Source organism: Nonlabens ulvanivorans, assembly GCF_032922765.1.
GTDB classification, from domain to species: domain Bacteria; phylum Bacteroidota; class Bacteroidia; order Flavobacteriales; family Flavobacteriaceae; genus Nonlabens; species Nonlabens ulvanivorans.
In genome coordinates, this window is sequence record NZ_CP136694.1 from 1097843 (window position 1) to 1120856 (window position 23014).

26 protein-coding genes and 1 riboswitch are annotated in these 23014 nt (G+C 33.8%); of the genes, 17 read left to right on the forward strand and 9 right to left on the reverse strand.

What is annotated here, in order from left to right:
- Window positions 1-35 precede the first annotated feature (35 nt).
- The 4 genes from R1T42_RS05035 to nadC all read right to left on the reverse strand — a co-directional run bounded on the left by R1T42_RS05035 (window position 36) and on the right by nadC (window position 2917).
- Window positions 36-464: a DUF2147 domain-containing protein gene (locus R1T42_RS05035; protein WP_042271868.1), complete on the reverse strand. Its 429-nt coding sequence runs from the start codon at window positions 462-464 to the stop codon at window positions 36-38.
- A 64-nt stretch (window positions 465-528) separates the two neighbouring features.
- Window positions 529-1095, reverse strand: coding sequence for a chalcone isomerase family protein (locus R1T42_RS05040; RefSeq protein ID WP_317291537.1), 567 nt, complete (start codon window positions 1093-1095; stop codon window positions 529-531).
- A gap of 33 nt (window positions 1096-1128) precedes the next feature.
- Window positions 1129-2058, reverse strand: a complete 930-nt coding sequence (locus tag R1T42_RS05045) for a YihY/virulence factor BrkB family protein (protein ID WP_317291538.1) — start codon at window positions 2056-2058, stop codon at window positions 1129-1131.
- Window positions 2051-2917 carry a carboxylating nicotinate-nucleotide diphosphorylase gene (gene nadC, locus R1T42_RS05050; RefSeq protein ID WP_317291539.1) on the reverse strand — a complete coding sequence of 289 codons (867 nt, stop codon included), beginning with the start codon at window positions 2915-2917 and terminating at the stop codon, window positions 2051-2053. The genes R1T42_RS05045 and nadC overlap by 8 nt, the downstream gene beginning before the upstream one ends.
- Before the next feature lie 76 nt (window positions 2918-2993).
- On the opposite strand from nadC, the gene rlmH reads away from it, so the two are divergent.
- Both rlmH and R1T42_RS05060 read left to right on the forward strand, forming a co-directional pair.
- Entirely contained in the window at window positions 2994-3467 is a 474-nt protein-coding gene (rlmH, locus tag R1T42_RS05055; protein ID WP_317291540.1) for a 23S rRNA (pseudouridine(1915)-N(3))-methyltransferase RlmH, read from the forward strand.
- A gap of 74 nt (window positions 3468-3541) precedes the next feature.
- Window positions 3542-4267, forward strand: a complete 726-nt coding sequence (locus R1T42_RS05060) for a thioredoxin family protein (protein WP_317291541.1) — start codon at window positions 3542-3544, stop codon at window positions 4265-4267.
- Between the two features lie 49 nt (window positions 4268-4316).
- Here the strand turns inward: R1T42_RS05060 and mnmD are convergent, their stop codons facing one another.
- Window positions 4317-4985 carry a tRNA (5-methylaminomethyl-2-thiouridine)(34)-methyltransferase MnmD gene (gene mnmD, locus R1T42_RS05065; protein ID WP_317291542.1) on the reverse strand — a complete coding sequence of 223 codons (669 nt, stop codon included), beginning with the start codon at window positions 4983-4985 and terminating at the stop codon, window positions 4317-4319.
- Window positions 4986-5543 (reverse strand): DUF4920 domain-containing protein, encoded by a 558-nt coding sequence (locus R1T42_RS05070; RefSeq protein ID WP_317291543.1) that lies wholly within the window; start codon window positions 5541-5543, stop codon window positions 4986-4988. It abuts the gene before it with no gap.
- An 89-nt stretch (window positions 5544-5632) separates the two neighbouring features.
- Between R1T42_RS05070 and R1T42_RS05075 the strand changes: the two genes are divergently transcribed.
- Window positions 5633-6694 (forward strand): branched-chain amino acid aminotransferase, encoded by a 1062-nt coding sequence (locus R1T42_RS05075; protein ID WP_317291544.1) that lies wholly within the window; start codon window positions 5633-5635, stop codon window positions 6692-6694.
- Between the two features lie 64 nt (window positions 6695-6758).
- On the opposite strand, the gene R1T42_RS05080 is transcribed toward R1T42_RS05075, so the two are convergent.
- Window positions 6759-7148, reverse strand: coding sequence for a nucleoside triphosphate pyrophosphohydrolase family protein (locus R1T42_RS05080; RefSeq protein WP_317291545.1), 390 nt, complete (start codon window positions 7146-7148; stop codon window positions 6759-6761).
- A gap of 51 nt (window positions 7149-7199) precedes the next feature.
- Here R1T42_RS05080 and R1T42_RS05085 point away from each other — a divergent pair, with 51 nt between their 5' ends.
- Window positions 7200-7421 carry a hypothetical protein gene (locus tag R1T42_RS05085; RefSeq protein ID WP_317291546.1) on the forward strand — a complete coding sequence of 74 codons (222 nt, stop codon included), beginning with the start codon at window positions 7200-7202 and terminating at the stop codon, window positions 7419-7421.
- Window positions 7422-7500: 79 nt separating this feature from the next.
- On the forward strand, window positions 7501-8880 hold the full coding sequence (locus R1T42_RS05090) for a DUF5723 family protein (protein ID WP_317291547.1): 1380 nt from the start codon (window positions 7501-7503) through the stop codon (window positions 8878-8880).
- Between the two features lie 100 nt (window positions 8881-8980).
- Here the strand turns inward: R1T42_RS05090 and R1T42_RS05095 are convergent, their stop codons facing one another.
- Window positions 8981-10990, reverse strand: a complete 2010-nt coding sequence (locus R1T42_RS05095) for a dipeptidyl-peptidase 3 family protein (RefSeq protein WP_317291548.1) — start codon at window positions 10988-10990, stop codon at window positions 8981-8983.
- 198 nt (window positions 10991-11188) lie between these two features.
- Between R1T42_RS05095 and R1T42_RS05100 the strand changes: the two genes are divergently transcribed.
- From R1T42_RS05100 to R1T42_RS05110, 3 genes are read left to right on the forward strand one after another with little or no spacing between them, the layout of a single operon-like run.
- Complete coding sequence (locus R1T42_RS05100; protein WP_317291549.1) at window positions 11189-12976, forward strand: sensor histidine kinase; 1788 nt, start codon at window positions 11189-11191, stop codon at window positions 12974-12976.
- Window positions 12973-13602: a response regulator transcription factor gene (locus R1T42_RS05105; RefSeq protein ID WP_036585058.1), complete on the forward strand. Its 630-nt coding sequence runs from the start codon at window positions 12973-12975 to the stop codon at window positions 13600-13602. Before R1T42_RS05100 ends, R1T42_RS05105 begins: the two co-directional genes overlap by 4 nt.
- A 2-nt stretch (window positions 13603-13604) precedes the next feature.
- Window positions 13605-14543, forward strand: coding sequence for an alpha/beta hydrolase (locus R1T42_RS05110; protein WP_317291550.1), 939 nt, complete (start codon window positions 13605-13607; stop codon window positions 14541-14543).
- 88 nt (window positions 14544-14631) lie between these two features.
- On the opposite strand, the gene R1T42_RS05115 is transcribed toward R1T42_RS05110, so the two are convergent.
- Window positions 14632-16593 carry a TonB-dependent receptor plug domain-containing protein gene (locus tag R1T42_RS05115; RefSeq protein ID WP_317291551.1) on the reverse strand — a complete coding sequence of 654 codons (1962 nt, stop codon included), beginning with the start codon at window positions 16591-16593 and terminating at the stop codon, window positions 14632-14634.
- Window positions 16594-16726: 133 nt separating this feature from the next.
- Window positions 16727-16967: riboswitch (cobalamin riboswitch) on the reverse strand.
- A gap of 29 nt (window positions 16968-16996) precedes the next feature.
- Between R1T42_RS05115 and R1T42_RS05120 the strand changes: the two genes are divergently transcribed.
- The 9 genes from R1T42_RS05120 (at window position 16997) to R1T42_RS05160 (ending at window position 22951) form a co-directional block, all read left to right on the forward strand.
- The gene (locus tag R1T42_RS05120; protein ID WP_317291552.1) at window positions 16997-18151 is read left to right on the forward strand and encodes an ABC transporter substrate-binding protein; all 1155 of its coding nucleotides are present in this window, start codon (window positions 16997-16999) and stop codon (window positions 18149-18151) included.
- Window positions 18148-19149 (forward strand): iron ABC transporter permease, encoded by a 1002-nt coding sequence (locus R1T42_RS05125; RefSeq protein WP_317291553.1) that lies wholly within the window; start codon window positions 18148-18150, stop codon window positions 19147-19149. The genes R1T42_RS05120 and R1T42_RS05125 overlap by 4 nt, the downstream gene beginning before the upstream one ends.
- A complete protein-coding gene (locus R1T42_RS05130; protein ID WP_317291554.1) occupies window positions 19149-19928 on the forward strand; it encodes an ABC transporter ATP-binding protein in 780 nt (259 codons plus the stop codon). The genes R1T42_RS05125 and R1T42_RS05130 overlap by 1 nt, the downstream gene beginning before the upstream one ends.
- A gap of 47 nt (window positions 19929-19975) precedes the next feature.
- The gene (locus tag R1T42_RS05135) at window positions 19976-20440 is read left to right on the forward strand and encodes a hypothetical protein (RefSeq protein ID WP_042296439.1); all 465 of its coding nucleotides are present in this window, start codon (window positions 19976-19978) and stop codon (window positions 20438-20440) included.
- A gap of 69 nt (window positions 20441-20509) precedes the next feature.
- Window positions 20510-20881, forward strand: coding sequence for a hypothetical protein (locus tag R1T42_RS05140; RefSeq protein ID WP_042247042.1), 372 nt, complete (start codon window positions 20510-20512; stop codon window positions 20879-20881).
- Between the two features lie 55 nt (window positions 20882-20936).
- Window positions 20937-21395, forward strand: coding sequence for a hypothetical protein (locus R1T42_RS05145; RefSeq protein ID WP_042272697.1), 459 nt, complete (start codon window positions 20937-20939; stop codon window positions 21393-21395).
- A gap of 76 nt (window positions 21396-21471) precedes the next feature.
- Window positions 21472-21840: a DUF2200 domain-containing protein gene (locus tag R1T42_RS05150; RefSeq protein WP_317291555.1), complete on the forward strand. Its 369-nt coding sequence runs from the start codon at window positions 21472-21474 to the stop codon at window positions 21838-21840.
- 8 nt (window positions 21841-21848) lie between these two features.
- Complete coding sequence (locus tag R1T42_RS05155; RefSeq protein ID WP_053234287.1) at window positions 21849-22205, forward strand: hypothetical protein; 357 nt, start codon at window positions 21849-21851, stop codon at window positions 22203-22205.
- A gap of 62 nt (window positions 22206-22267) precedes the next feature.
- On the forward strand, window positions 22268-22951 hold the full coding sequence (locus R1T42_RS05160) for an RluA family pseudouridine synthase (RefSeq protein WP_317291556.1): 684 nt from the start codon (window positions 22268-22270) through the stop codon (window positions 22949-22951).
- The last annotated feature ends 63 nt before the right edge of the window (window positions 22952-23014 follow it).

Below are 23014 nucleotides of genomic sequence, written 5' to 3' on the forward strand. Positions count from 1 at the left end.
ATGATAAATAACGGTTATTTATCCAATAATTATTTTTACTTGAGTCTTACCCAAGTCTGTGTGCGATATAAAAATAGAATATATCCTCTAACCATTAACAGATCTGGATTATCCTCATTGAGCCAAATCTTGCAATCATAGGATTTACCATTTTCTGGATCAAGCACAGTACCATTTTTATAGACCTTACCTTTTGCCTCTAAGTCATTAATAATGACTAGACCTTCAATCGGTGCGTCCTTTAAGTCACCATCACAACTAATACATAGCGGTTTTTCAGGCGCTTCTGGATCTAGTACTTTTAATACTTTGCCGTAGTATTTCCCATCTTTCTCAAAGATTTCTACATGCGATTTAACAATACCAGATTCTTCGTCAACAGTTTTCCAAACACCCGTGATATCTTGTGAATACGCTTTCGCGAAAGCGATAAAAATAAAAGCTACGGTAATCAATAATCTCATATCTGTAAATTAAAAAACCCACGCAAAGTTACTTTACGTGGGTCATAATATTCTAAAAGTAATATTAAGACTTACCTAACATTCCTTCTTTTAAATCTTCATCTGCTGGATCGTCTCCTAACCAAATTCCGAATAGAGCTCTTTTAAATTCAATACCAGCAATAGTACCTAAAGCTTTACCGTTTTTAGAAACCATTGTCCCTTTTCCTGGTACATAAGCGATTTGAAACTCATCACCTTCTACTATAGCATCTTTAAAAAATCCTATAAATCTTGTAATATCTCCTTTAATTGCAGCACGCTCTGCATCTGTACAGCTATCTTCAAAGCCATCTTCTACAGCACTCTTCATTTTGTCCTGAGTCACTTTACTATCGGTAATATCTAGTGTGATAGCCATAGCTAAATCTGCATCTACTAGTGTAGAGCCATCACCAGACTTTACTGTTGTGTATAAAGCACCTACATATAGATCAAACCATAATTTTTCTCTAAGTCCTGCTCCATTAAGCATCAATTCTTGTCCTTCAACAGTAAGTGATTTTTCAACCTTTACATCATTGATAGTTACTTGTGCGTCTGCAGTAAAAGTAGCAACTAAGGCTACTGCTAATAAAATTAATTTTTTCATTGTGATTCTTATTTTGGGTTTTTAAAGATAATATTAAGTATTCAAATTCTGTGCCTTTAATTTTCTAAGTGAGGCATTTAATTCAAAACCTAATAGTAGAATGTTGGAATTGAGCCATATATAAATCATTAAGATCAGTAAAGCACCTATCGATCCATAAATTTCATTATAGGAAGTGAAATTATCTATATAAATACCGTAAAGAACTGACAATAAAACAATTAATATTGTAGTCACAGTCGCTCCTATTGAGAAAAATCGAGATTGTCGTCCATCTCTTGTACCAAAATAATAGAGCACGGCAACAAAGATATAGGTAAGTATTATCACAATTAAATATCTAACCAATACCAGTGTTCCACCTTGACCGGTTTCACTCATAATATTAGATTTGCGCAACTCTTCTAATAAGTATTCTACATAACCGGCTACAATTACCATGATTAAAAGAAATAAGGTAAGCATCACCGACACAGCTAGTGAAATAGCATATTGCCTAAAAAATCCACGATTGAAATCTGTATGATAAGATCTTTCAAATCCGTTAAAAACAGCATTGACACCATTAGACATAAAGATTAGTGAGGATACAAAGGCGATGGTTAATAAACCTGTATTACCTTGAAGTGCAATTTCTTTAAAGATTTGGTCAAAGATACTTACCGCTTGTGCTGGTAGTAATTCAATTACGAATTCTAAGAACTCATTCTGAAAATTCTCAATAGGAATAAATGGTATAAGATTTAATACAAATAGAAGAAAAGGAAATATGGCCATAAAAAAGCTATAGCTAATAGCACTAGCCCTTGCAGAAAAAGCTCCTTGTGCAATTCCTATAATGTAGGTCTCTGCTACATCATAAAGAGTCATCCCTTCTAATCCAGGTATACGTATTTTATTTGCAAGATTAATAGGCCATCTTAAAACCGGTATACGATCAAATAAATCTTTGGTTTTACTCATGGACCGCTTTAAGACTTAAATCTAAATTATAAACGCTATGTGTTAAAGCGCCACTTGAGATAAAGTCTACTCCACAGGCTGCATATTGAGGTGCGGTGTCTAAAGTGATACCACCGCTACTTTCTGTAAGGCATTGATCACCTATTAGTTCGACAGCTTTACGTGTGTCTTCATAATTGAAATTATCAATTAATATGCGATATACACCATCATTAGTTAGAATCTCTTTAATCTCATCGAGGTGTCTAGCTTCAACTATGATTTTTAAATCACGATTAGTTTCTTTTAGGTATTGTTTAGTTTTTTGAATCGCTTTACTAACGCCACCAGCAAAATCTATATGATTGTCCTTAAGCATGATCATATCATAAAGGCCAAATCTATGATTAACACCACCACCAATTTTTACAGCCCATTTTTCAAGAACTCTAATACCAGGCGTCGTTTTTCTTGTATCCAGTATTTTTGTTTGAGTACCTTCTAAAGCATCAACAAAAGTTCTTGTTTTAGTAGCAATAGCACTCATGCGTTGCATTGCATTTAGTGCTAGACGTTCTGCCTTTAAAATAGATTGTGATGAACCTGTTACATAAAACGCCTCGTCACCATATTTTACTGGACTGCCATCTTCTATTCTCACATCAATCTTTAAAGCCGGATCTACTTCATGAAATACAGCTTTTGCAAATTCTACACCAGCAAGAATACCATCATCCTTTACTAGTAAACGTGCTTTACCTGTTGCTGTTGCAGGAATACAAGATAAGCTACTATGATCACCATCGCCTACATCTTCTCTTAAGGCGTTAGTTATAATACGTTTAATTTCTTCTTTAAATGCTGTGCTTCCGTATTCCATTAGTATATATTATTAATCAAAAATAAGCTAAACATCTGTTTTTACATATTGTTAAAATGCAATTAACTTTGCTGATATGAAAATTACACTTCTAACCGTAGGTAAAACAGATGATTCTCGAATCGAACAACTCACACAGATGTATGTCGATCGCTTAAAACATTATATCAACTTTGAATTAGAAATAATTCCAGATTTAAAAAAAACAAAAAATCTGAGTGAAGATCAACAGAAAAATGAGGAAGGTAAACTAATCTTAAATAAACTTGAAAAAAGCGATTTTGTCACCCTTCTAGATGAAAGAGGTAAAAAACTATCAAGTCTTCAATTTGCTGAGTTAATTAACAAACGTAGTGTATCAGGCTTAAAAAGGCTGGTCTTCATAATAGGTGGCCCGTATGGATTTTCTAGTGACGTTTATCAAAGAGCAAATTCAAAATTGTCTTTGAGTGACATGACTTTTTCTCATCAAATGGTACGGTTATTTGCTACAGAACAAATTTATAGGGCTTTTACTATTCTAAGAAATGAGCCTTATCATCATGACTAAATAAAAATACCCCATAAAGGGTATGTCTATTTCCCATAAAAATTTGTTAATTGCATACTATAAACTAAAAAATTATGAAAAACCTTCTATTATTAATGCTTGGAATGCTTTCATTACAAGCAATTGCTCAAATTGAAATTAATGATGATAATGCCGAAGAAAAATTACTAATAAACAATGATAAACTTATCATAGTAGACTTTTATGCTACGTGGTGTGGTCCTTGTAAAAGAATGGATCCGATTATAGAACGTCTCGCTGAAAAGTATGGTGACCGTATTTCTATATACAAAATTGATGTTGATGAAAATGAAGTAGATGATGCATTAGATGTGACTTCTATCCCAACTTATTACTTTATAAAAAATAAGGAAACTCTAGATTATATGGAAGGTGCTATGTCTGAAGAAGATTTTGAAGATCTTATCATTGAACATGGTGGTTTTTCAAGTAGTTCTTCAAGTGCTGGTAATTCTGAAGGTACAGAAGGTGAATATAGTCAAGACAGCATAGATGCAATATGGTATGATAGTGACGCCTTAAATAGTAAAGCTTGGCATGCTTATTTAGAACATACTGAAATTGATGTATTATTAAAATCTATTAAAATTGTTAAAAGATCTATAGAGTTAGATGCTAACTACAATAATACCGATACCTATGCAGCATTATTATATAAGACTGGTCGATATGATGAAGCATGGAAACAAGCTAAAGCAGCTATTTTACTAGCTAAAGAAGAAGACGTAAATTATAGTAGCACGCAAGAATTATTACTTAAGATTGTTGATAAAATGTAAATTATCAAACACTAATAAAAAAGCCGTTCTATGTGTAGAACGGCTTTTTTTATGTCATTTTTCTTCCTCTTAACATCTCACGTTTGCCTGGTGGACCAGGTAACCGCTCTATGATAAAGCCTGCTTCTTGCATATTTCTACGCGCTTGACCTTGTGCGCAATAGGTAGTTAAAATTCCTTCTGGCTTTAATGCTTTAAAAGCTGCATTAAATATATCTACCGTCCACAAATCAGGTTGAACTCTAGGCCCAAAAGCATCAAAGTAGATAATGTCAAAACGTGACACATCATTAATCTGATCAAATTTTTTCTCTAACTTTTCAATAGTAAACTGATTTGTAAGCTGCACAGCTTGCTCCCATTCACATTGATGAAGTTTTTCATACAATACTTGATTTCCTAACAATTGTCCATAATTAACTTCAATAGCTTCAGATACAGCTATCGGAAAAGCTTCTACGGCGGTGTAATAAATAGAGTGTTTAGTTGGAAACTGTGCCGTAATCATGGCGTTAAGTCCAGTCCCTAAACCATATTCTAATATAGAAATAGGTTGTGTAGGTTCACGCTTTCGCGAAAGCGTATCCTTAAAACCCATCTCTATGAAAACATGAAGCGCCTCTTGTAAGGCGCCATGTTTTGAATGATATTGTTCATTCCACTCAGGCATATGAATAGTTTTAGAACCATCGCCAGTAGTGATTATTTCACGTTTCATCTACTCTTCTGTAGTAGGTTCCATACCTTCTACATCTGGATTTTCAAATTCTTCCACCAAAGCACCATCTGCCATAAAAGCATAGGTTACTTTGTCCTCAGTTATCTTTGCTATTTCTTCTTCACTTTCTCCAGCGTCTTGTGCATAATGAATCAACTCATCTTTAGGAGTAACACTTTTATAAGCCTTACCTCTTAAAATAACTTCTTTATCTGTACCATTTTTAGGCAAAAAGAAACCATAGTCTTTAAATTTTACAAAAGCAGACTCTGTATCATTAACAGGAAATTTAATCCAGCATCCTTTATTGACACATACCTCTTGAATCATTCCTTTTACTTTAACTTGCATGGTATCTCCTTCTTTCATGCCTTCATAAAAGCTACCTAACTTTACCGCTTCAATGGCATCAGATGCGTCAATTTTTTCTCCATAGCTCATATAAGCCATTTCTTGAACTTGCTCATCGTTGACAGCTGGTGTCATGTCTACTTTCACCTCTTCTTTACATCCTACCATAGCAGCTGCTGCTAGTAAGGAGAATACAATTTTTTTCATAATGTTGATAGTTTAATGCAAATTTAAGAATTCGTTTAGGTAATTGATGTACAGATATCCAGTATCTTTGCAAAAAACTTTGACAAGCCATGACAGACGCCTACGAAATCGTTATCGATAAGATTCAAGAATCAAAATTAAGCCTTACTGATTTTGATAATTTGACATTCGGTAAAACATTTACAGACCACATGCTAGAATGTACATGGCGTGATGGTAAATGGGAAACTGCTGTTATAAAACCTTACGGTCCTATAATGGTAGAGCCTAGTTGCAAGGTATTCCATTATGGACAAGCGATTTTTGAAGGAATGAAAGCATTTAAAGATGATGCTGGCGATGTCTTTCTTTTTCGCCCAGAAGATAACTGGATACGTTTTAATGAAAGTGCAAAGCGTCTAGCAATGCCTGAAGTACCTGAAGAAGTATTTATTGAAGGGCTTAAAACACTTGTTAATTTAGATAAAGATTGGGTACGTCATGGCGAAGGATTATCTCTTTACTTACGACCTTTTATGATTGCTAGTGAAAATGGTGTGGCCGCTGCCCCATCAACTGAATATAAATTTATGATTGTAATGTCTCCTGCATTTGCTTATTACAAAGGTGATGTAAGAGTTATTATTGCGTCTGATTATTCTCGTGCTGCAGATGGTGGTGTAGGATATGCCAAAGCAGCAGGAAACTATGCGGCTAGCTTCTACCCTAATAATCTTGCACTAGCAGAAGGTTATCAACAAATCATTTGGACTGATGCTGCCTCTCATGAATATTTAGAAGAAGCAGGCACGATGAACATTTTTGTTCGTTTAGGAGATACACTTTTAACGGCACCTAATAATGATCGTATTCTTAATGGAGTTACCAGACGTAGTGTTCTACAGTTAGCTAAAGACGCAGGTTTGACAATTGAGGAACGCAGAATAAGTGTTAAAGAACTTAATAAAGCTGCACGAGACGGCAGCCTTAAAGAAATATTTGGATCTGGTACCGCTGCGGTTATTGTACCTATTAAAGGTTACAAGCATAAAGATTTTAAATATGAGCTTCCTATTTTAGAAGACAGCTATGCAGAACATTTTAAATCTGCTTTAAAAGATATACAATACAATCGTGCAGATGATCAGCACGGTTGGAGAGTAAAAATATAAGTTAACAGAATATCCTAATTCAAAAAAGCCATCAACTAATGATGGCTTTTTTTTTGATAATGCTTTATGAAGTCTTCAAAATCTTCTCAAAATTAGGTTTGAAATAATTAGGCCCTTTAAGCACCTTACCATCCTCACGATAAATAGGTTTTCCATCATCTCCCAATTTACTCATATTAGATCTTTGTATTTCATCAAATACATCTTCAATAACGTCTTGCATACCATGCTCTATAATAGTACCGCAAAGTATATATAGCATGTCACCCAATGCATCTGCAACTTCTACTAAATCATTGTTTTGTGCAGCCTCAAGATATTCTTCATTTTCCTCTTTCATTAATTCAAAACGTAATTTATTTCGACGTTCTGTAATATCACCTTGTGGTTGATGATTCATTCCTAGTTTAAATGCTGTGTGAAATTCTTCTACTGCTTTAATTTGTTTCTTCATGTGCTGTTATTGATAAGATCGTGTCGTAATTTTGTCAAAAATAGTTATTCTATGTTTCATTTATTATTACTTGCAAAAGACCCTATGTTTTCTAGTGGTCAGATTACCTTTGGTATTATATTCTTTATTGCTTTTGTAATAATCATATCATTCATGTATTTGAAAGATAAAGGAATGCATAAAAAAAACTATAAAGGAGTTAAATGGATTCTTGTAGGCTTTATTGCCTTCATCCTATTACTATTCGTTATTAAAGTCTCCCTAAAAAGTTAAGTTGCATTTTAAATATACCCTTTAAAGGGTATTGACTTGAAGTATTGATTAGGTTTAATTTTGAATTTAAACTTAACCAATGAGAAAATTATTTTATAGTGCTATAGTGTTCTTAATAAGCTTTTTAAGTATTGCACAAAGTTATTCTGGAAAAGAAACTGATAATTATTCAGGCATTACTAGTCTTTCCTTTAATCCTGCAAACTTAGCAGACTCAAGATTTAAAACAGATATTAATCTATTTCAAGTATCATCTACTACCTCTAACGATTACTATGCTTTTAACTTTTCAGAACTTTTCAATGATGCCAGCGGTATCAGTTTTGAAGAATCTGGAATGCGTTTCCCTCGCCAAAATAATAATGTGTATCAAAATTTAGATGTACTAGGACCATCATTTTTATTCAATCTTTCAGATAAACATAGTCTTGCCATTTCTACCCGTGTAAGAGGTTATTTAAATTTGAGAGAAGTCAACGGTAATCTTTTTGAAACCTTACAAGATGGAGATATCCTCAATAAAGACTTTAATATCGATATGGAAAACCTTAATGGTACCGCACATGCATGGGCAGAGGCTGGATTAACCTACGGATTTGTAGTGATGAATAAAAAAAATCATTTCTTAAAAGCTGGTGTAACAGTAAAATATTTATTGGGAGCTGGTGGCTTTTTCATAAACTCAAATAGTATCAATGGTTCTTATGATTCTATTGCTGAAACTATATCTGCAAATGGTGATTTATCATATGCCGCTGCTAATTCGACAGATGAAGATGACGACTTTGATTTTGGTAACGGTAGTTCAAGTGTAGGTGGTGATATTGGTTTAATTTATGAGTATCGTCCAGAACTTAAAAAGGACCGTAAATTAGACTCACTAGCTTTAAGAGGTCATAATCAATACCGCCTTAAACTAGGTTTAAGTATAACTGATATAGGAAGCATTACTTATCAAGACGTCAATATCGACACATACTCTGTATCTGGTACGGTAAGTGCTTCAGATTTTGACGAGGATTTTGAACAAGGTCTTGAAGACAATTATTCTTTTATTTCTAATACACAGGATGTGACTGTTCAATTACCTACTGCTCTCAGATATGCCATAGACCTACGCGTTGATCGCAATATTTACATTGCTGCAACAGGCGCTGTGGGATTAAATGCATCGACAGATCCTTATAGTAATAATCAATTGAATTACACAACTATAGTTCCTAGATATGAATCAAGACTATTTACATTATATACTAATATTAGTTTTGTAGAATATGCTGATATGACTTGGGGCGCAGGATTAAGGTTTGGCCCATTGAGCTTTGGTTCTGGATCTATTCTTAGTAACCTTATTTCAGAAGATTCTCAAGCTGCTGATTTTTATATAGGTCTCAAAATACCATTCCATCATCGTTTAAAATCAAAAAAGAAAAAGAATAAATTTAAAGAGTTGATCTAAAAGAAATCAAAAAACTATTTTGTTTAAACCAAAATAAAGAGGCTCATAAAAAGATTATAAAATCTTTTTATGAGCCTCTTAAATTTTAAACTATTACTGATTAGTCTAGATGACCATACTTTTCTGAATACATCAACATTTGATCTGCAAACGTCTCTGGTTGCTCAATGGTAAACGATGTAATCTCATCACCTTCCATAATTGGTGTAATCATAGGATTTACAAAACCTCTATAAGCTGGTGTTTTAAATTGACTATTACGATCTAACACCTCACGATGTAAATCTTGATCTACCTTAACACCATAGTCTTCAACTAGTGCTTGTGCAGCCTCAAAATCACCTTCACTAGTAATACGTTGAGTCTCTCTCAATAATTCACCAAAAAGTGTTCTCAACTTTTCATAATCATTAATGTCATAATAGGTCTTTCCGTCTTTAGTTACTTTTTCAATAACATTATCTTCTAGTCCTCTTTCATAAACCCATGCACTCACCCATTGTCTATTACGCATATGGTCTTCTTCTACATCTTGACCTAACTCTAAACGTACTAATTGAGAAATCAATCCATTTCTTATATAACCATCATATGCAGCTGTTCCAGTTTTTTTCCAATCTTTTACAAGACCTAGCTCTTCTAGTTTAGGGTCCATTAAGTAATATAGACCAAATAAATCGGCTCTACCTTCCTCAATAGTAGATTTATAACTTTTTAAAGTTTCTTTAGGCGTTGCAACACCTTCATTAATTTGTCCAGACGCGTGACCTACTACTTCATGTAATGCAGTATGTAATTTATCTGCAAGCGCTCCATATTCTTTTTCAAGTGCAATCTCTTCATCATCAAAGGCAAATTCTTCTAATCTACCTGAGCTACCAGAACTACCATAAGCCTCAATAATGTTACCTAAAGAAACCGATTTACTACCATGCACTTCTCTAATCCATACATTATTAGGTAAATTAACTCCTATTGGAGTCGCAGGGCTAGCATCTCCAGCCTCACCTGCCACATTTACCGTTTTATAACTTACACCGGTAACTTTCTCCTTTTTATGTTCATCCATTAAAGGCGAGTTATCTTCAAACCATTGAGCATTTGAACTTAACACTTCCATCTTACGTGACATATCAAAATCCTTAATCTGTACAATAGTTTCATAACTACCCTTATATGCGATAGGATCATTATAAACTTCTACAAAACCTGTTATCCAGTCTACTGCACCATCTGTTGATTTAGACCATACAATAGCGTATTCATCCCATTTATGTAAATCACCTGTTTCATAATACTCTATAAGCAAACCTATAGCTTTTGCTTGTTCAACGGTTTCTGCCACTCCTTGAGCTTTTTGCAACCAGTAAATCATTTGATCCATCGCTGGACCATATAAACCGCCACTTTTGTAAGCTTTTTCTACGAGTTTACCATTCTCTTTTACAAGTTGAGAATTTAATCCCACTTCAATAGGTTCATTAGGGTCGACATTAATACTTTTATAATATGCTCTGGCTTCTTCCTCAGTTACATCAGGACCATAAAAATTAACCGCACTAGCTAGTACAATATCTTTTCCTTTTGCTTTATCAACTTTTTTAGCATCTTGATCATTAAACATGACCATCCACACGTCTTCAGCTATAGTCACATTAGTCTGTGCCATTAAACGTTTAAAATAGTCCTCATCAAATCCTGGTTTCATCTTATCCATACTGTAGTGATGATGGATTCCATTTGCAAACCATACTCTATGAAGATAAATTTCAAACTCTTTCCAGTCTACATCATTTACATCACCTTTATAAGACGTGTAAATAGATTCTAGACCTTTACGCAGTTCTAGATTATGGCGATAATTTTGATCCCAGATAATATCTCTACCACTCAATCCTGCCTGAGTTAAATAATAAACAAGTTTTTGTTGTTGAAGATTTAATTCTTCCCATCCTGGGATTTGATATCTTAAAACTCCTATGTCAGCAAATTCAGTCACATCATAGCTAAATTCTGTAACAGGAGCCTCCATTGTTTCAGGTACTTTATCATTACAAGAAATTAACGCTGTTGTTGCTAGTACAATGCTAGCAATCTTTAAATATTTCATAAAATACAATTGTTTAAAATAATTTAATGGTTTGGATTACGCTTTCGCGAAAGCGTAACATGATAACTCATACTAAATGAAACCAAATTTAAGAAAATAAACAAGTAGTAATTAACGTGTAGGAATAGATTTTATAAGAGGAAGATTCCTAACCGATAGTTTATTATATTTGAAAGTATAACGTTCCCTACTTATATAATGGCTCGACTTTTCCCTTACAATCACGAATCGACAACTCGATTTATAATCACTATCGTGTTAATCCTTACATCTATACAGCAGGTTATTGCGCAAGCACAACCACTAGATAGTGTCATGAATATATTGAACCGTAATGACATCGCGCAATTAAGAGAAATAGTAAAAAATCACGATGTTAATGACCTAAATAAAAGTGATCAAGCTCTTTATTTTCTAGCTACTGGCGGTATTAAATGTGCCATAGATGATTTTGAAAATGCTTATAAAGATTTACAAAAAGCAAAAAATCATTCTGATGATAAGCGTGTCATTTTTATGGCAAACGATTACATGATGGAACTTAGTAATTCAGCATCAGAATTACAGGTAGCGCCAGAGTCGCTAATGATTGAAAATCTATCTATTGCGACAGAGCTTAACGACCCTACTCTTTTGATTAAAAGTAAATTCTATTTCATGTTCAAAGAAATACAATTGGGTAATTATGCACAAGCACAAGATATTTGTTATGAGATGAGAAACATAAGTATCGAGAATGATTTGAAACAAGAATTGATTGATACCGAATTTAATCTAGGAACCTTACATTACTATCAGGCACAAAATGATTCTGCTTTATTTTATTATCAAAAAAATCTTGCAGACGTCATTGCAAAAAAAGACACTTTTGATATCGCCGTGAGACTTAATAATCTAGCCATGTTACAAATGGCTATAGGTGAAAATCAAGCTGCGGTAGATAATTTAATTGAAGCCAAAGAACTGATTAAAAATAAAAACGATAAAGAATTAAGTGTAGGCTTATTGCGCAACATAGCCGATGCTCAAACGGCTGCTGGTAATTACAAAGAAGCAATTGATTACTACAATCAGTTCATATCAGAAGAGGATTCTTTGGAACGTAGTGACATAGCTCAAAACTTAAAGGAACTACAGACCAAATATGAAACAGCAGAAAAAGATCTTGAAAACGCTGAGCTAACTGCTAAAAACCTGACTAGTAAGAACAAAATTTATTTATTGCTCTTTATTCTTGCCTGTATTACGGGAATAGGTGCTTATCTATTTAATAGAATGAGACAAAAGCAAAAATTACTTGCCGCACAAGCTGAAGCTCAAAAACAAAGAGAAGAAAAATTACTGCGTGATCAAGAATTAGCAGGTATTGATGCGATGATCACTGGACAGGAAAAAGAACGTAAAAAAATCGCTCAAGATTTACATGACGATATAGGCAGTTCCTTGACTACTGCTCGTATGTGTATTGAAAATGTTATAGGTAAAAGTAATCAAGTAGAAAATAAAAAAATACTAGAAAACGCCTATGATTTATTGAATGAAACGTATACTAAAGTTCGCAATATATCACACGCTCAAAAAAGTAGTGTTCTAAGTTCACATGGTTTAATAGGTACATTAGAACAACTTGCTAGCCGTATTAACGCCGGTAAGTCCATACAGGTTGAAGTTATACATCATGGTTTACAAGGTAATTTAAGCAATAGTATGGAGTTAGGTCTTTTTAGAATTATTCAAGAACTGCTCAACAACACTATCAAACATGCCGAAGCACAAAACGCAAGCATTATATTAACTGGCTATGAGGACCATGTAAGTATTATGGTGGAAGATGATGGTAATGGTTTTATTCCAGAAAATTTAAATAATAATGGAACAGGTCTTGATAGCATTAATACTAGAGTTCAAAACTTAGATGGTACTATGGAAATTGATACTAAACTAAAACGCGGAACCACTATTAATATTGAAATTCCCCTAGTATGATATTTATAACTATTGCCGAAGATCACATCTCGCTCAGTGATGGTCTTAAGGTTTTTCTAGAACAAGATTCTAATATCGAGGTTATAGGGAACGCGCCTAACGGAAAAGAAATGTTAGAAATGCTCAAGTTTGTAAAACCACAAGTGGTACTTACAGATATTAACATGCCTATTATGAATGGTGTTGAGTTATGCACTGCTATTAAATCTTTAAATAAAAACATTAAAGTAATCGCTTTAAGTATGTATGATAATCCTGGCGCCATTAAGGAGATGATAGATGCAGGTGCAGATGGATATGTCCTTAAAATAAGTCCCTTAACAGAACTTAAGAAAGCGATTGAAACAGTCGCATCTGGTAAAAATTACTTTGATCAAGCAATTGACCTTGAAGAAGTCAATAAAAAAGAACAAAATGATGATGTACAACCTTTATCGCGCAGCGAGACTGAAATCCTGAAGCTTATTGCATTAGGAAAAACATCTGCAGAGATTGCCGAAGAAAGACAAACCGCAGTGAGTACCGTTGTTAAACATAGAAAAAATATGATTCATAAATTGCAATTAGAAGGTAAAAATGAGCTCTACAAATATGCCTTACAACGTTATGGCCATTATAACCAGTAAACATGAAAGCATTTAAATATCTTCTTTTCATTTTTATAATTATCTCCTGTAAAGATCAGTCGCCCACTAATATATTTACACCTATCGCGACAACAAATATCAGTAGTTTTGAAATTCAAAATCCAATAGAGAACGACACTATTCTATATTTTAATAACTTTAAGTCTAGTTATGTTGACCAGCGTCAACTAGAAATCTGGTTACCGCAAGGTTATCCTCTAACCGACGTAGATTATAAATTATTATATATGCATGATGGGCAAAATGTATTCAACAAAAGTTCTTCAAATTATGGCAAAGCATGGGAAATAGATGAGAAAATGGATTCCCTATCTGTCATTAATGCTATTAAGCCTACCATTGTAGTTACAACATGGTCACATTCTAAGAAGCGCATGAATGAGTATATGCCGCAACAACCTAAAGAATTAACACAATCCAAATTTGCAAAATCTGAATTAAAGAAAAACACTGGTTATGACCAACTCTACTCAGACGAGTATTTAAAATTTGTAACCACGGAAGTATTACCTTTTGTAAGAAACAAATTTCAAGTATCTGTAGAACCTAAAGATAATATCATCATGGGAAGCAGTATGGGCGGATTAATATCTCTGTATGCAATGATGGAATATCCTAACATTTTTGGTAACGCAGGTTGTTTGAGTACACACTGGCCTGTTCCTTATTTAGGTAAAGCTTTTATAGAAAGTCTACCGGAAACCATACCACCGGCAAAGAATCATCGCATTTACTTTGATTATGGAACAGAAACACTAGATAAAGATTATGAACCATACCAGCTGCGTGTGGATAGTATGTTTATAGAAAAAGGTTATACATCAGTTAATTATAGGTCTATCAAATTTGAAGGACATGAGCATGATGAAAACTATTGGAGACAAAGAGTGGCACCAGCATTAGTCTACTTACTAAACTAATTGAAGTATTTAATTAGTTTAAAATATAAAAAATCCCATTTCAAAAAAGACATTTGAAATGGGATTCATAATTAAAGATAGACCTAATTTAAAATTGGTACCTCACTCCTACTTTATATGTTCTACCTCTAGTTTGATATCCAAACAATTCTTGGAAATCAGTATCTGTAACGTTGTTGATACCAGCAAAAAATGTAGCCGGTACATTTTTTAACCCATAAGTTAGGTCTAGATCCACTGTATGATAACTACTCAATACCACAGCATCATTAGTAAATGTATTTGAGTTAAAGAAAGAATCTCCTCTATCATCATTGTACTGATATCTTAAGGTTATAAATCCTCTTGCGATAGCTTCAACTCTTGCACTAGCATTAACTTTGTGTTTTGGTATACGGCGCAATAAAGATTGATCATTACGTTCTATAAAACTATAGTTTGCTGTCAGCATTAATTTATCAAACAATGTGGTCTGACCACTAACTTCTATACCTTTTGCAGTTAACTCTTCTTCAACATTCTGATATTGTGAAATAAAATTTACAGGATCAATGGTTACGAACTGTACAAGATTATTTTCATCACGTTGAAAAGCACTTACAGTGACTGTACTCTTACCTTTAGTCCAAGATAAACCAGCTTCAAGAGTAGTATTTTCTTCTGGTTCTAGCTCATCATTGCCAAAACCGGCAGCATATAATTGAAATAATGATGGTGTAATATAAGCCGTACTATAACTACCATAGACTTTAAAAGTAGATTTACCTAAATCAAATCTATATGATGGATTTAAATTATAAACCACCTGTCCATCATAATTACTATGCTTATTATAACGAGCACCAGCATTTACATTGAGACCAAAATCACTGATATAAACAACATTTAAATACGGATCATAAATCTGTGCATTAACGTCATCTTTATCAGCATTTTGTTCAAAACTAGAACTTCCGAAAGGGATGCTAAAATCCTCATAGCGATCTGTTCTAAAGTTAAATCCTAATATCGTTTTTAATGAAGATTCCTCTCCTATATCAAAGGTGTACTTGTTATATAAGTCTAATGAATAACCATCGGCGTTGTAAAGTGATGGGAAACTACTTCTCGTGTCACGACGGGTATGTGTACTCACATCTGTATAAACAATTTCTCCTTTTTTAGAATATTTCCAGTTAACATTAGTTCCCCATCGTACCTGACGGCTATAGGTTTCATTATTTGCGTCAACTAATGTAAAATCATCAAATTCGGCAGTATACTCATCAAAAGACAAATAACTAGAAATTTTAAAGTTTTCTCTGTTGTCATATCCTATTCTACCTAATAGGTTGACCCTATTAAAGTCGTCAGACTCATTAGGTGAGGCTCCATCTGCAGCTTCGGCAGCACTTAGACCACCATTAGTTGCTTGATGGTTAAAACCTACTCCATAGGTCAAACCTTTTTTTGCAGTACCTTGTAATTGTACACTATTAGTAAACTCATCGGGACCATTATTAGCTTGTTCTACGCTTTTATTAGTACCAATAAATGAGGCAACAGTTACACGCACACCAGTTACTGGCGACTTGCGCAGCTTGATATTAATTACAGCAGTACTAGCATTTGCACCATATAAAGTACTCGCAGCTCCTTTAAGTATTTCTATTTCCTCGATTTGATTAAGGTCTACTAATCTTATATCAAACTCATTACTGATGTTACTTGCATCACTGACTTGTGCACCATCAATTAAAAATGCTACCTGTCTAGTGCTACCACCACGTACAAAATATCCTAGATTCTGTCCAGCATTGCTGCGTGCGCCATTCATTTCAATACCAGCATATTGATTTAATAAATCTGCTAGACTTGCTGCGCTTTGTGCTTCAATGTCTGCTCTGGTAATTTTGATAACAGGTTTACCGCTATCTTTTCTTGTTAATTCAAATTTAGAATCTGCACTAATAAGTACTTGATCCAGTTTAGTTGCAGTAGAATCTACTTGTGCAATTCCCGACACAGCAGCTACCATCATAGCGCTCATGGCAATGATTTTTTTGTTCATTTTAATGATTTTAAATACGGGAAAAGAGAAGAGAAATCATATCAAGCACGGTACTAATGGGTGATCATATAAGAAAGGATCAACCATTAAACTTACTTAAAAGACTCGCTACCTTTATCCCGAAGGTTAACAATTAGTTTGTGTAAGCTGGCAGGTCTCCTGACTTATTTATTTCTATCGCCTTCCCAAGTCCAAGACTCAGTGACTTTTTGATAGAAATCTCTACGAGACATCTTACTAAAAGATGTAAACTTTACAGTTGCGGGAACAGTTCTAGATTTACACTAGATTCCCTTTTAATTCTCTAATCTTCATTTATCTCGCTTTCGCGAAAGCATAATCTAACTAGAGAAACCAATTTTACACGGCAAATGTATGCTAATAATAGTATTTTTGAAGCGCTATGAAGAACTTATATTTTCTCTTATTTTCCATATTGTTGATCACGTCGTGCAAAAACAATGAAATATCAACAACGACAGAAAATGTAAAAATATCAGAGGTCGATTACATAGATGTAGATATTAAATATGCCACTGGATTTAGTATTAATTCCACAGATACAGGATATTACATCACTATAAAAAACCCATGGCCAGAAGCAGATTTAGAATATTCTTTTAAATTAGAAAACGGTAATTCTACAAATCGAATACCAGAACCTGATGCTCCTCAGATTATTAACATTCCTATTAAAGAAATAATTCTAAGCTCTACTACTCATATACCACCAGTCGTTTTAATTGATGAGCAATCTTCAATTATAGGATTTCCTGGTACTGATTACATCAGTGATAACAGCGTTAGAACACTTATCGATAAAGGTCGTATTGAAGAACTAGGACAAAACCAGACCATAAGCGTTGAAAAAGTATTAACCATGCAACCAGATCTAGTAATGGGATATGGTATCGACGGCGATAACCCAATCTATGAATCAATTCAAAAGGCTGGAATACCGGTTATATACAATGGTGACTGGATAGAGAAACATCCATTAGGTAAAGCAGAGTGGATTAAGCTTTTTGGGGTGTTATATGGTAAAGAAAAAGAAGCAGATCATATTTTTAAAGAAATTGAAAAAGAATATCTTGAGACCAAAAAACTTGCTCGAACCTTAGAATCACCTAGTGTCATCGCTGGTGCTACATGGAAAGATACTTGGTATCTACCTTATGGAAACTCGTGGCAAGGTAAAATTATTGCAGATGCAAATGGTAATTACATCTATACAAATACCACTGGTACAGGTTCTTTATCGTATAATGTAGAACGTGTACTTACAGATGCGCAAAATGCTGACATATGGATAGCGCCTGGGCAGTATACCAGCTATAGAGCCATGGAGAAAGATAATAGCGCTTACAGCCAGTTTGATGCCTTTAAAAACAGACAGGTCTATACCTTTGCACTTAATGTAGGTGCACGTGGTGGTGTTACTTATTATGAAGAGGCTTCTATGAGACCAGATTTAGTATTAAAAGATCTGGTTAAAATACTGCATCCTAATAGTTTACCGCAACATCAACTCTACTTTTTTAAGCCGCTTAACGATTGAAAAATAAAGTCCTTTTTTTATTAATTATAGCTGTCATTGTACTATTTATAGCAGACATATGTCTGGGCACTGTGTTTATTAAACCACATAAAATTTGGGACGTATTGATAGGCGCAAATAATAGCGCATCAGAGAATTATATTATCACCCAAATGCGTTTACCACGTGCCGTAATGGCCATTTTAACTGGTGCTGGACTTGCGATTGCTGGATTATTAATGCAAACACTTTTTAGAAATCCTCTAGCAGGACCATTTGTATTGGGAATATCATCTGGTGCAGGATTAGGAGTTGCACTTGTTGTCATGGGCAGTGCTGTCGTAGGAATTAGTGCAGTGTCTGGATTAGGACTTGTCACGGCGAGTGTCATAGGTAGTATATTGGTGATGATGCTTATTATTCTCATGTCGTTGCGTATTAAAGATACTATGGGATTACTTATCGTTGGGTTAATGGTAGGAAGCTTAAGTAGCGCTATAGTTGGTATTTTATCATATTTCAGTTCTAGCGAGCAATTGAAACGTTATGTATTCTGGTCTTTGGGTAGTTTAGGTAATCTTGAATGGAGCGATATTTTAATCTTGACAGTTATTTTGTTGATTTCTAGCTTACTAGTTATTATCATATTAAAACCACTCAATGCGATGTTGTTAGGTGAGACCTATGCTCGCAGTTTGGGAATCAACATTAAATCTACTCGATGGATCATTATAATAATTACTAGTCTACTAGCTGGTAGCATAACCGCATTTGCAGGACCTATAGCATTTATAGGACTAGCGGTACCTCATCTAGCACGATTACTATTGCCTACGGTAAATCATAAAATATTAATTCCCACTGCTGTTTTATTAGGTGCTTCACTCCTATTAGCTTGTGATATTATATCTCAATTACCTTTTTCAAATTACTCATTACCTATTAATGCTGTGACGTCATTACTAGGCGCGCCGTTAGTAATTTGGCTTATATTAAGAAAACGTAATCTACATTTTTAATGATCCGTTTAGAGCACTTACAGATAGGATATGGTCATTGTGTTATTGCACATAATGATAAAGAAATCGCTTGCGAGAAAGGTAAATTTATCACACTTATAGGTGCTAATGGAACTGGTAAATCTACTTTGCTACGTGCTATTTCTAACAACCAACATGTAATTAAAGGCACTGTTTATATAAACAACACTAACATAAATAATATTAGCGATTTAGATAAATCAAAATCTATTGCTGTTGTTCTTACGAATCGTGAGTTCAGTCAATTCTTAACTGTTGAAGAAATCTTATATTTAAGTCGTGCACCTTACACTAATTTTTTAGGAAAGCTTACACCATCAGATATCGCTTTTGTGGAAGAAATCATGACTGATTTTGAGATCTTAAAAATGAGGTCGCGTAGGCTATCAACGTTAAGTGATGGACAATTGCAACGCGTTCTTATTGCAAGAGCTTTAGTTCAAGACACGCCTTATATTGTCATGGATGAGCCTACCAGTCATCTCGATGTACATCATAAAGCAGAAATATTACTAAAACTTAGAGATTATTGCCATCAACATCAAAAGTGTATCATATTCTCTAGTCACGAGTTAAGTATTGCTCTAGCATTAGCAGACGAAGTACTCGCCATAAATGATTTAAAGCTTACTCATCAAAGTAAAGCAGAATTCGTAGCAACAGGTATGCTCTCTAAAATGTTTCCATCACCATTATTAGATTTTAAAGATGGTAAACTTGGTTTGAGGTTTAAGCAAAGTAAATCAACAGAATTATAAATCCAATCAACTTAAACATAACAGCAAAAACTCTAAAAATCAGTCTAATGAAAAACTTATTTACGATATTTATTTTTACTCTATGTTTAATGAGCTGTGATAGCATTACCGGTGAAGAAATAGGCAGACTATCCATCAATAAAATAAGTACTGATAACGATAACAAAATATTAAAAGAATTTACAGTAGACCTTAAAAAGGGTGATGAAATTGGTTTATGGTCCGATATGGATATAGAGTATAATGGTGAAGTTACATTGACCTTTAAACTAACAATGTTTAAGAATCGTAAAAGGATCGCCACCATAGATATCGATCCAACAGATAAATACATCACCATAGGTGAAATGCAAAAGAGCATCAACGGTAAAACAGACTGGAGTTTTCTAGGAAAAAATACTTCATTAACAATAGATGATGATGCCACATACACATTTAAAGGAATCTTAATAGCTACAAAAAATCCAACATTACAAATCGATCAAGCTGAAGTTGTTTTTAAAAGGAGTTAGCATAACATAGAGCTTAATTACCTTTTTATTATTATTCTATAGTTTTAAGGAACGATAAACAAATTAAGAATGATTTTTAAAGGATTCAGATTCATCTTTACATTTTCAATACTTCTAGTAATCACTAGTTGCAACCCTAATAACTTCAAAGAAAAAGCAAATCAACAGTTTGGTGATCAGCATTTTAAAACAGCTATATCTCTTATAGAGTTACATAAGCTGCGAGAAGGTAGCTATCCACCATCGTTAGATAGTTTAAAATATATAGGTGATTGGGATAAAATAATATTTACTTCTGTAAAATATAAAAAGCTAGATAATGGTTATCAACTAGACTTAACCAATGGATGGATAGGTAAACCTAAAGAATTAAGCTATCCAGATGAATTCTGGAAAGGACTCGGATTAGTAAAATCTAATATGAAAAAGAAGTCGCAATAACATCTTTTGATTGAACTACATTCCTTTCAATTTAGAATTTCATTAAATTAGATTCATGAATAGAGACAAAAAACCATTGTATCGAAAAGTAAACACACGTGCAAGAGGCGTTATTCACAATTTTGGAAGTGATTTTAAATATTCTAGAAATAAAAAGCGAGAAACTCTAGAACAGACCAAAGGCTCTATGCACGGTAAAAAAGAAAGAGGACTTGATTACACTCCTTTATTCAGATTTTTACTATCCAAGGTCGGAAAGAACTGGGATGATATATTTAGTGAAGCTAGTTCAAGACTAGATAAGACAGAACCTATATTTTGGATTGTGGCACTAGATGAAAATGAAAAAGAAGAATATGTAAGAACTGGAGAATCTTCTTTTTTCTCTGGATTGTATGTTGATGTAGAAAATAATTTACAATTAACCAATCCAAACTTAATAGCCAAAGATATGATCCCATACTGCAATTGCTGCACGCATACCTTAAATGGAAAAGTATTTGGAACAGAATAGAGCTTGTGAATTTGATTATAGGACTATTGCAAATTTTAATTTTTGACTAACTATCACTCCAACAAAATATTTAACTATGAAAGTAACCGCTGAAAAGAATGAGAAAGTAGCCCAAATGATTTTTGGGTCTGTTTATCCACACTACTTGAGTAGAATAGAAAAAAATGGAAGAACAAAAGCAGAATTAGATCAGGTAATAGAATGGCTCACTGGTTATGATACAAACCATGTTCAAACCTTGATTGATGAAAAAGCAACCTTTGAAACCTTTTATAATGAAGCAAATATGCATCCCAACGCTCATTTAATTAAAGGCGTTATTTGTGGATACCGTATTGAGGATATTGAAGATGATTTTTTAGTATATAGACAATGTAGATATTTAGACAAACTAGTAGATGAACTTGCCAAAGGTCGTAAAATGGAAAAAATATTGCGTAAATAATTCTATCCATGCGCTATAAAAATATCGTAAAAACTATATTGCTATGGTTACCTAGTATTCCCGTTATTATCTTCTTTGTGCAAAATGCATTTGAAAAGATAGTAAAGCACGATCAACTAGATAAAATAGGCACCAGCCCTACTCTACTTATCACAACGGGTTTAGTTTTACTAATAGCTATCGGGCTATTTATATATCATAGAACGGTACTTTATGGAACACTCATTTTAAGTCTTTATATGACAGCTATTGTAGCAATACATATCCATAAAGGAAAAGGCTTTTATCTAACCATGTTGATTATTATTGGAACTTTAGTGGCTGGATGGTTAAGAAAAACCTATTTACCCATTAAGCCAGATTAACGATAATCCATGAGTCGTTACCTATTTTAAGCATTAAATTTGTAATGTAAATTAAATACTTCATGTCCATTAACAATCGTATTCTATTTGAAGATAATCACCTTATTGCTGTGAACAAGCAATCTGGTGATCTAGTACAAGGCGATAAAACAGGTGATGTCATTTTACCTGATATGATTAAAGAATACATTGCTGTAAAATATGATAAACCAGGAGCCGTCTTTCTAGGTATTACACACAGACTAGACCGTCCAACTAGTGGTGTAGTAGTTTTTGCCCGAACCTCAAAGGCATTACCACGAATGAACAAGTTATTTGCAAATCACGAGACGCGCAAGACCTATTGGGCAGTAGTAGAAGGTACAGCGCCCAAAAACCAAGATCGATTGATTCATCACTTAATACGCAATACAAAGCAGAATAAAAGTTATGCTCATGACCACGCTGTACCTAATTCTAAAGAAGCCATTCTATCATATAAAGTTGTTCAAAAACTAGATCGATATACCTTATTAGAAATAGCGCTAGAAACTGGTAGACATCATCAAATTAGAGCTCAATTGAGTAAAATAGGTTGTGTGATTAAAGGTGATTTAAAATATGGTGCGAGGCGCAGTAATAAGGATGGTAGTATTCATTTACACGCTCGCCAGTTAGAATTTAATCATCCTGTAAAGAAAGATCCCGTGAAGATAATTGCGCCTGTACCCGTTGGTGACGCAATATGGAAGGCCGTATCTGATTAGCTGTTAATATTTGATTAGTTCTAACATAAAATTGGCTAGACATATTACGCTTTGGTTCTATTT

Excerpts from the sequence above, each read along its gene's own strand:
- R1T42_RS05040 (WP_317291537.1), bottom strand. The coding sequence starts at position 1,095 with ATGAAAAAATTAATTTTATTAGCAGTAGCCTTAGTTGCTACTTTTACT.
- R1T42_RS05090 (WP_317291547.1), top strand. The coding sequence starts at position 7,501 with ATGAGAAAATTATTTTATAGTGCTATAGTGTTCTTAATAAGCTTTTTA.
- R1T42_RS05155 (WP_053234287.1), top strand. The coding sequence starts at position 21,849 with ATGCGCTATAAAAATATCGTAAAAACTATATTGCTATGGTTACCTAGT.
- R1T42_RS05100 (WP_317291549.1), top strand. The coding sequence starts at position 11,189 with ATGGCTCGACTTTTCCCTTACAATCACGAATCGACAACTCGATTTATA.
- R1T42_RS05035 (WP_042271868.1), bottom strand. The coding sequence starts at position 464 with ATGAGATTATTGATTACCGTAGCTTTTATTTTTATCGCTTTCGCGAAA.
- R1T42_RS05115 (WP_317291551.1), bottom strand. The coding sequence starts at position 16,593 with ATGAACAAAAAAATCATTGCCATGAGCGCTATGATGGTAGCTGCTGTG.
- R1T42_RS05045 (WP_317291538.1), bottom strand. The coding sequence starts at position 2,058 with ATGAGTAAAACCAAAGATTTATTTGATCGTATACCGGTTTTAAGATGG.
- R1T42_RS05095 (WP_317291548.1), bottom strand. The coding sequence starts at position 10,990 with ATGAAATATTTAAAGATTGCTAGCATTGTACTAGCAACAACAGCGTTA.
- R1T42_RS05110 (WP_317291550.1), top strand. The coding sequence starts at position 13,605 with ATGAAAGCATTTAAATATCTTCTTTTCATTTTTATAATTATCTCCTGT.
- R1T42_RS05150 (WP_317291555.1), top strand. The coding sequence starts at position 21,472 with ATGAAAGTAACCGCTGAAAAGAATGAGAAAGTAGCCCAAATGATTTTT.
- R1T42_RS05160 (WP_317291556.1), top strand. The coding sequence starts at position 22,268 with ATGTCCATTAACAATCGTATTCTATTTGAAGATAATCACCTTATTGCT.
- R1T42_RS05145 (WP_042272697.1), top strand. The coding sequence starts at position 20,937 with ATGAATAGAGACAAAAAACCATTGTATCGAAAAGTAAACACACGTGCA.
- R1T42_RS05140 (WP_042247042.1), top strand. The coding sequence starts at position 20,510 with ATGATTTTTAAAGGATTCAGATTCATCTTTACATTTTCAATACTTCTA.
- R1T42_RS05105 (WP_036585058.1), top strand. The coding sequence starts at position 12,973 with ATGATATTTATAACTATTGCCGAAGATCACATCTCGCTCAGTGATGGT.
- R1T42_RS05075 (WP_317291544.1), top strand. The coding sequence starts at position 5,633 with ATGACAGACGCCTACGAAATCGTTATCGATAAGATTCAAGAATCAAAA.
- mnmD (WP_317291542.1), bottom strand. The coding sequence starts at position 4,985 with ATGAAACGTGAAATAATCACTACTGGCGATGGTTCTAAAACTATTCAT.
- R1T42_RS05080 (WP_317291545.1), bottom strand. The coding sequence starts at position 7,148 with ATGAAGAAACAAATTAAAGCAGTAGAAGAATTTCACACAGCATTTAAA.
- R1T42_RS05060 (WP_317291541.1), top strand. The coding sequence starts at position 3,542 with ATGAAAAACCTTCTATTATTAATGCTTGGAATGCTTTCATTACAAGCA.
- R1T42_RS05070 (WP_317291543.1), bottom strand. The coding sequence starts at position 5,543 with ATGAAAAAAATTGTATTCTCCTTACTAGCAGCAGCTGCTATGGTAGGA.
- nadC (WP_317291539.1), bottom strand. The coding sequence starts at position 2,917 with ATGGAATACGGAAGCACAGCATTTAAAGAAGAAATTAAACGTATTATA.
- rlmH (WP_317291540.1), top strand. The coding sequence starts at position 2,994 with ATGAAAATTACACTTCTAACCGTAGGTAAAACAGATGATTCTCGAATC.
- R1T42_RS05130 (WP_317291554.1), top strand. The coding sequence starts at position 19,149 with ATGATCCGTTTAGAGCACTTACAGATAGGATATGGTCATTGTGTTATT.
- R1T42_RS05085 (WP_317291546.1), top strand. The coding sequence starts at position 7,200 with ATGTTTCATTTATTATTACTTGCAAAAGACCCTATGTTTTCTAGTGGT.
- R1T42_RS05135 (WP_042296439.1), top strand. The coding sequence starts at position 19,976 with ATGAAAAACTTATTTACGATATTTATTTTTACTCTATGTTTAATGAGC.
- R1T42_RS05120 (WP_317291552.1), top strand. The coding sequence starts at position 16,997 with ATGAAGAACTTATATTTTCTCTTATTTTCCATATTGTTGATCACGTCG.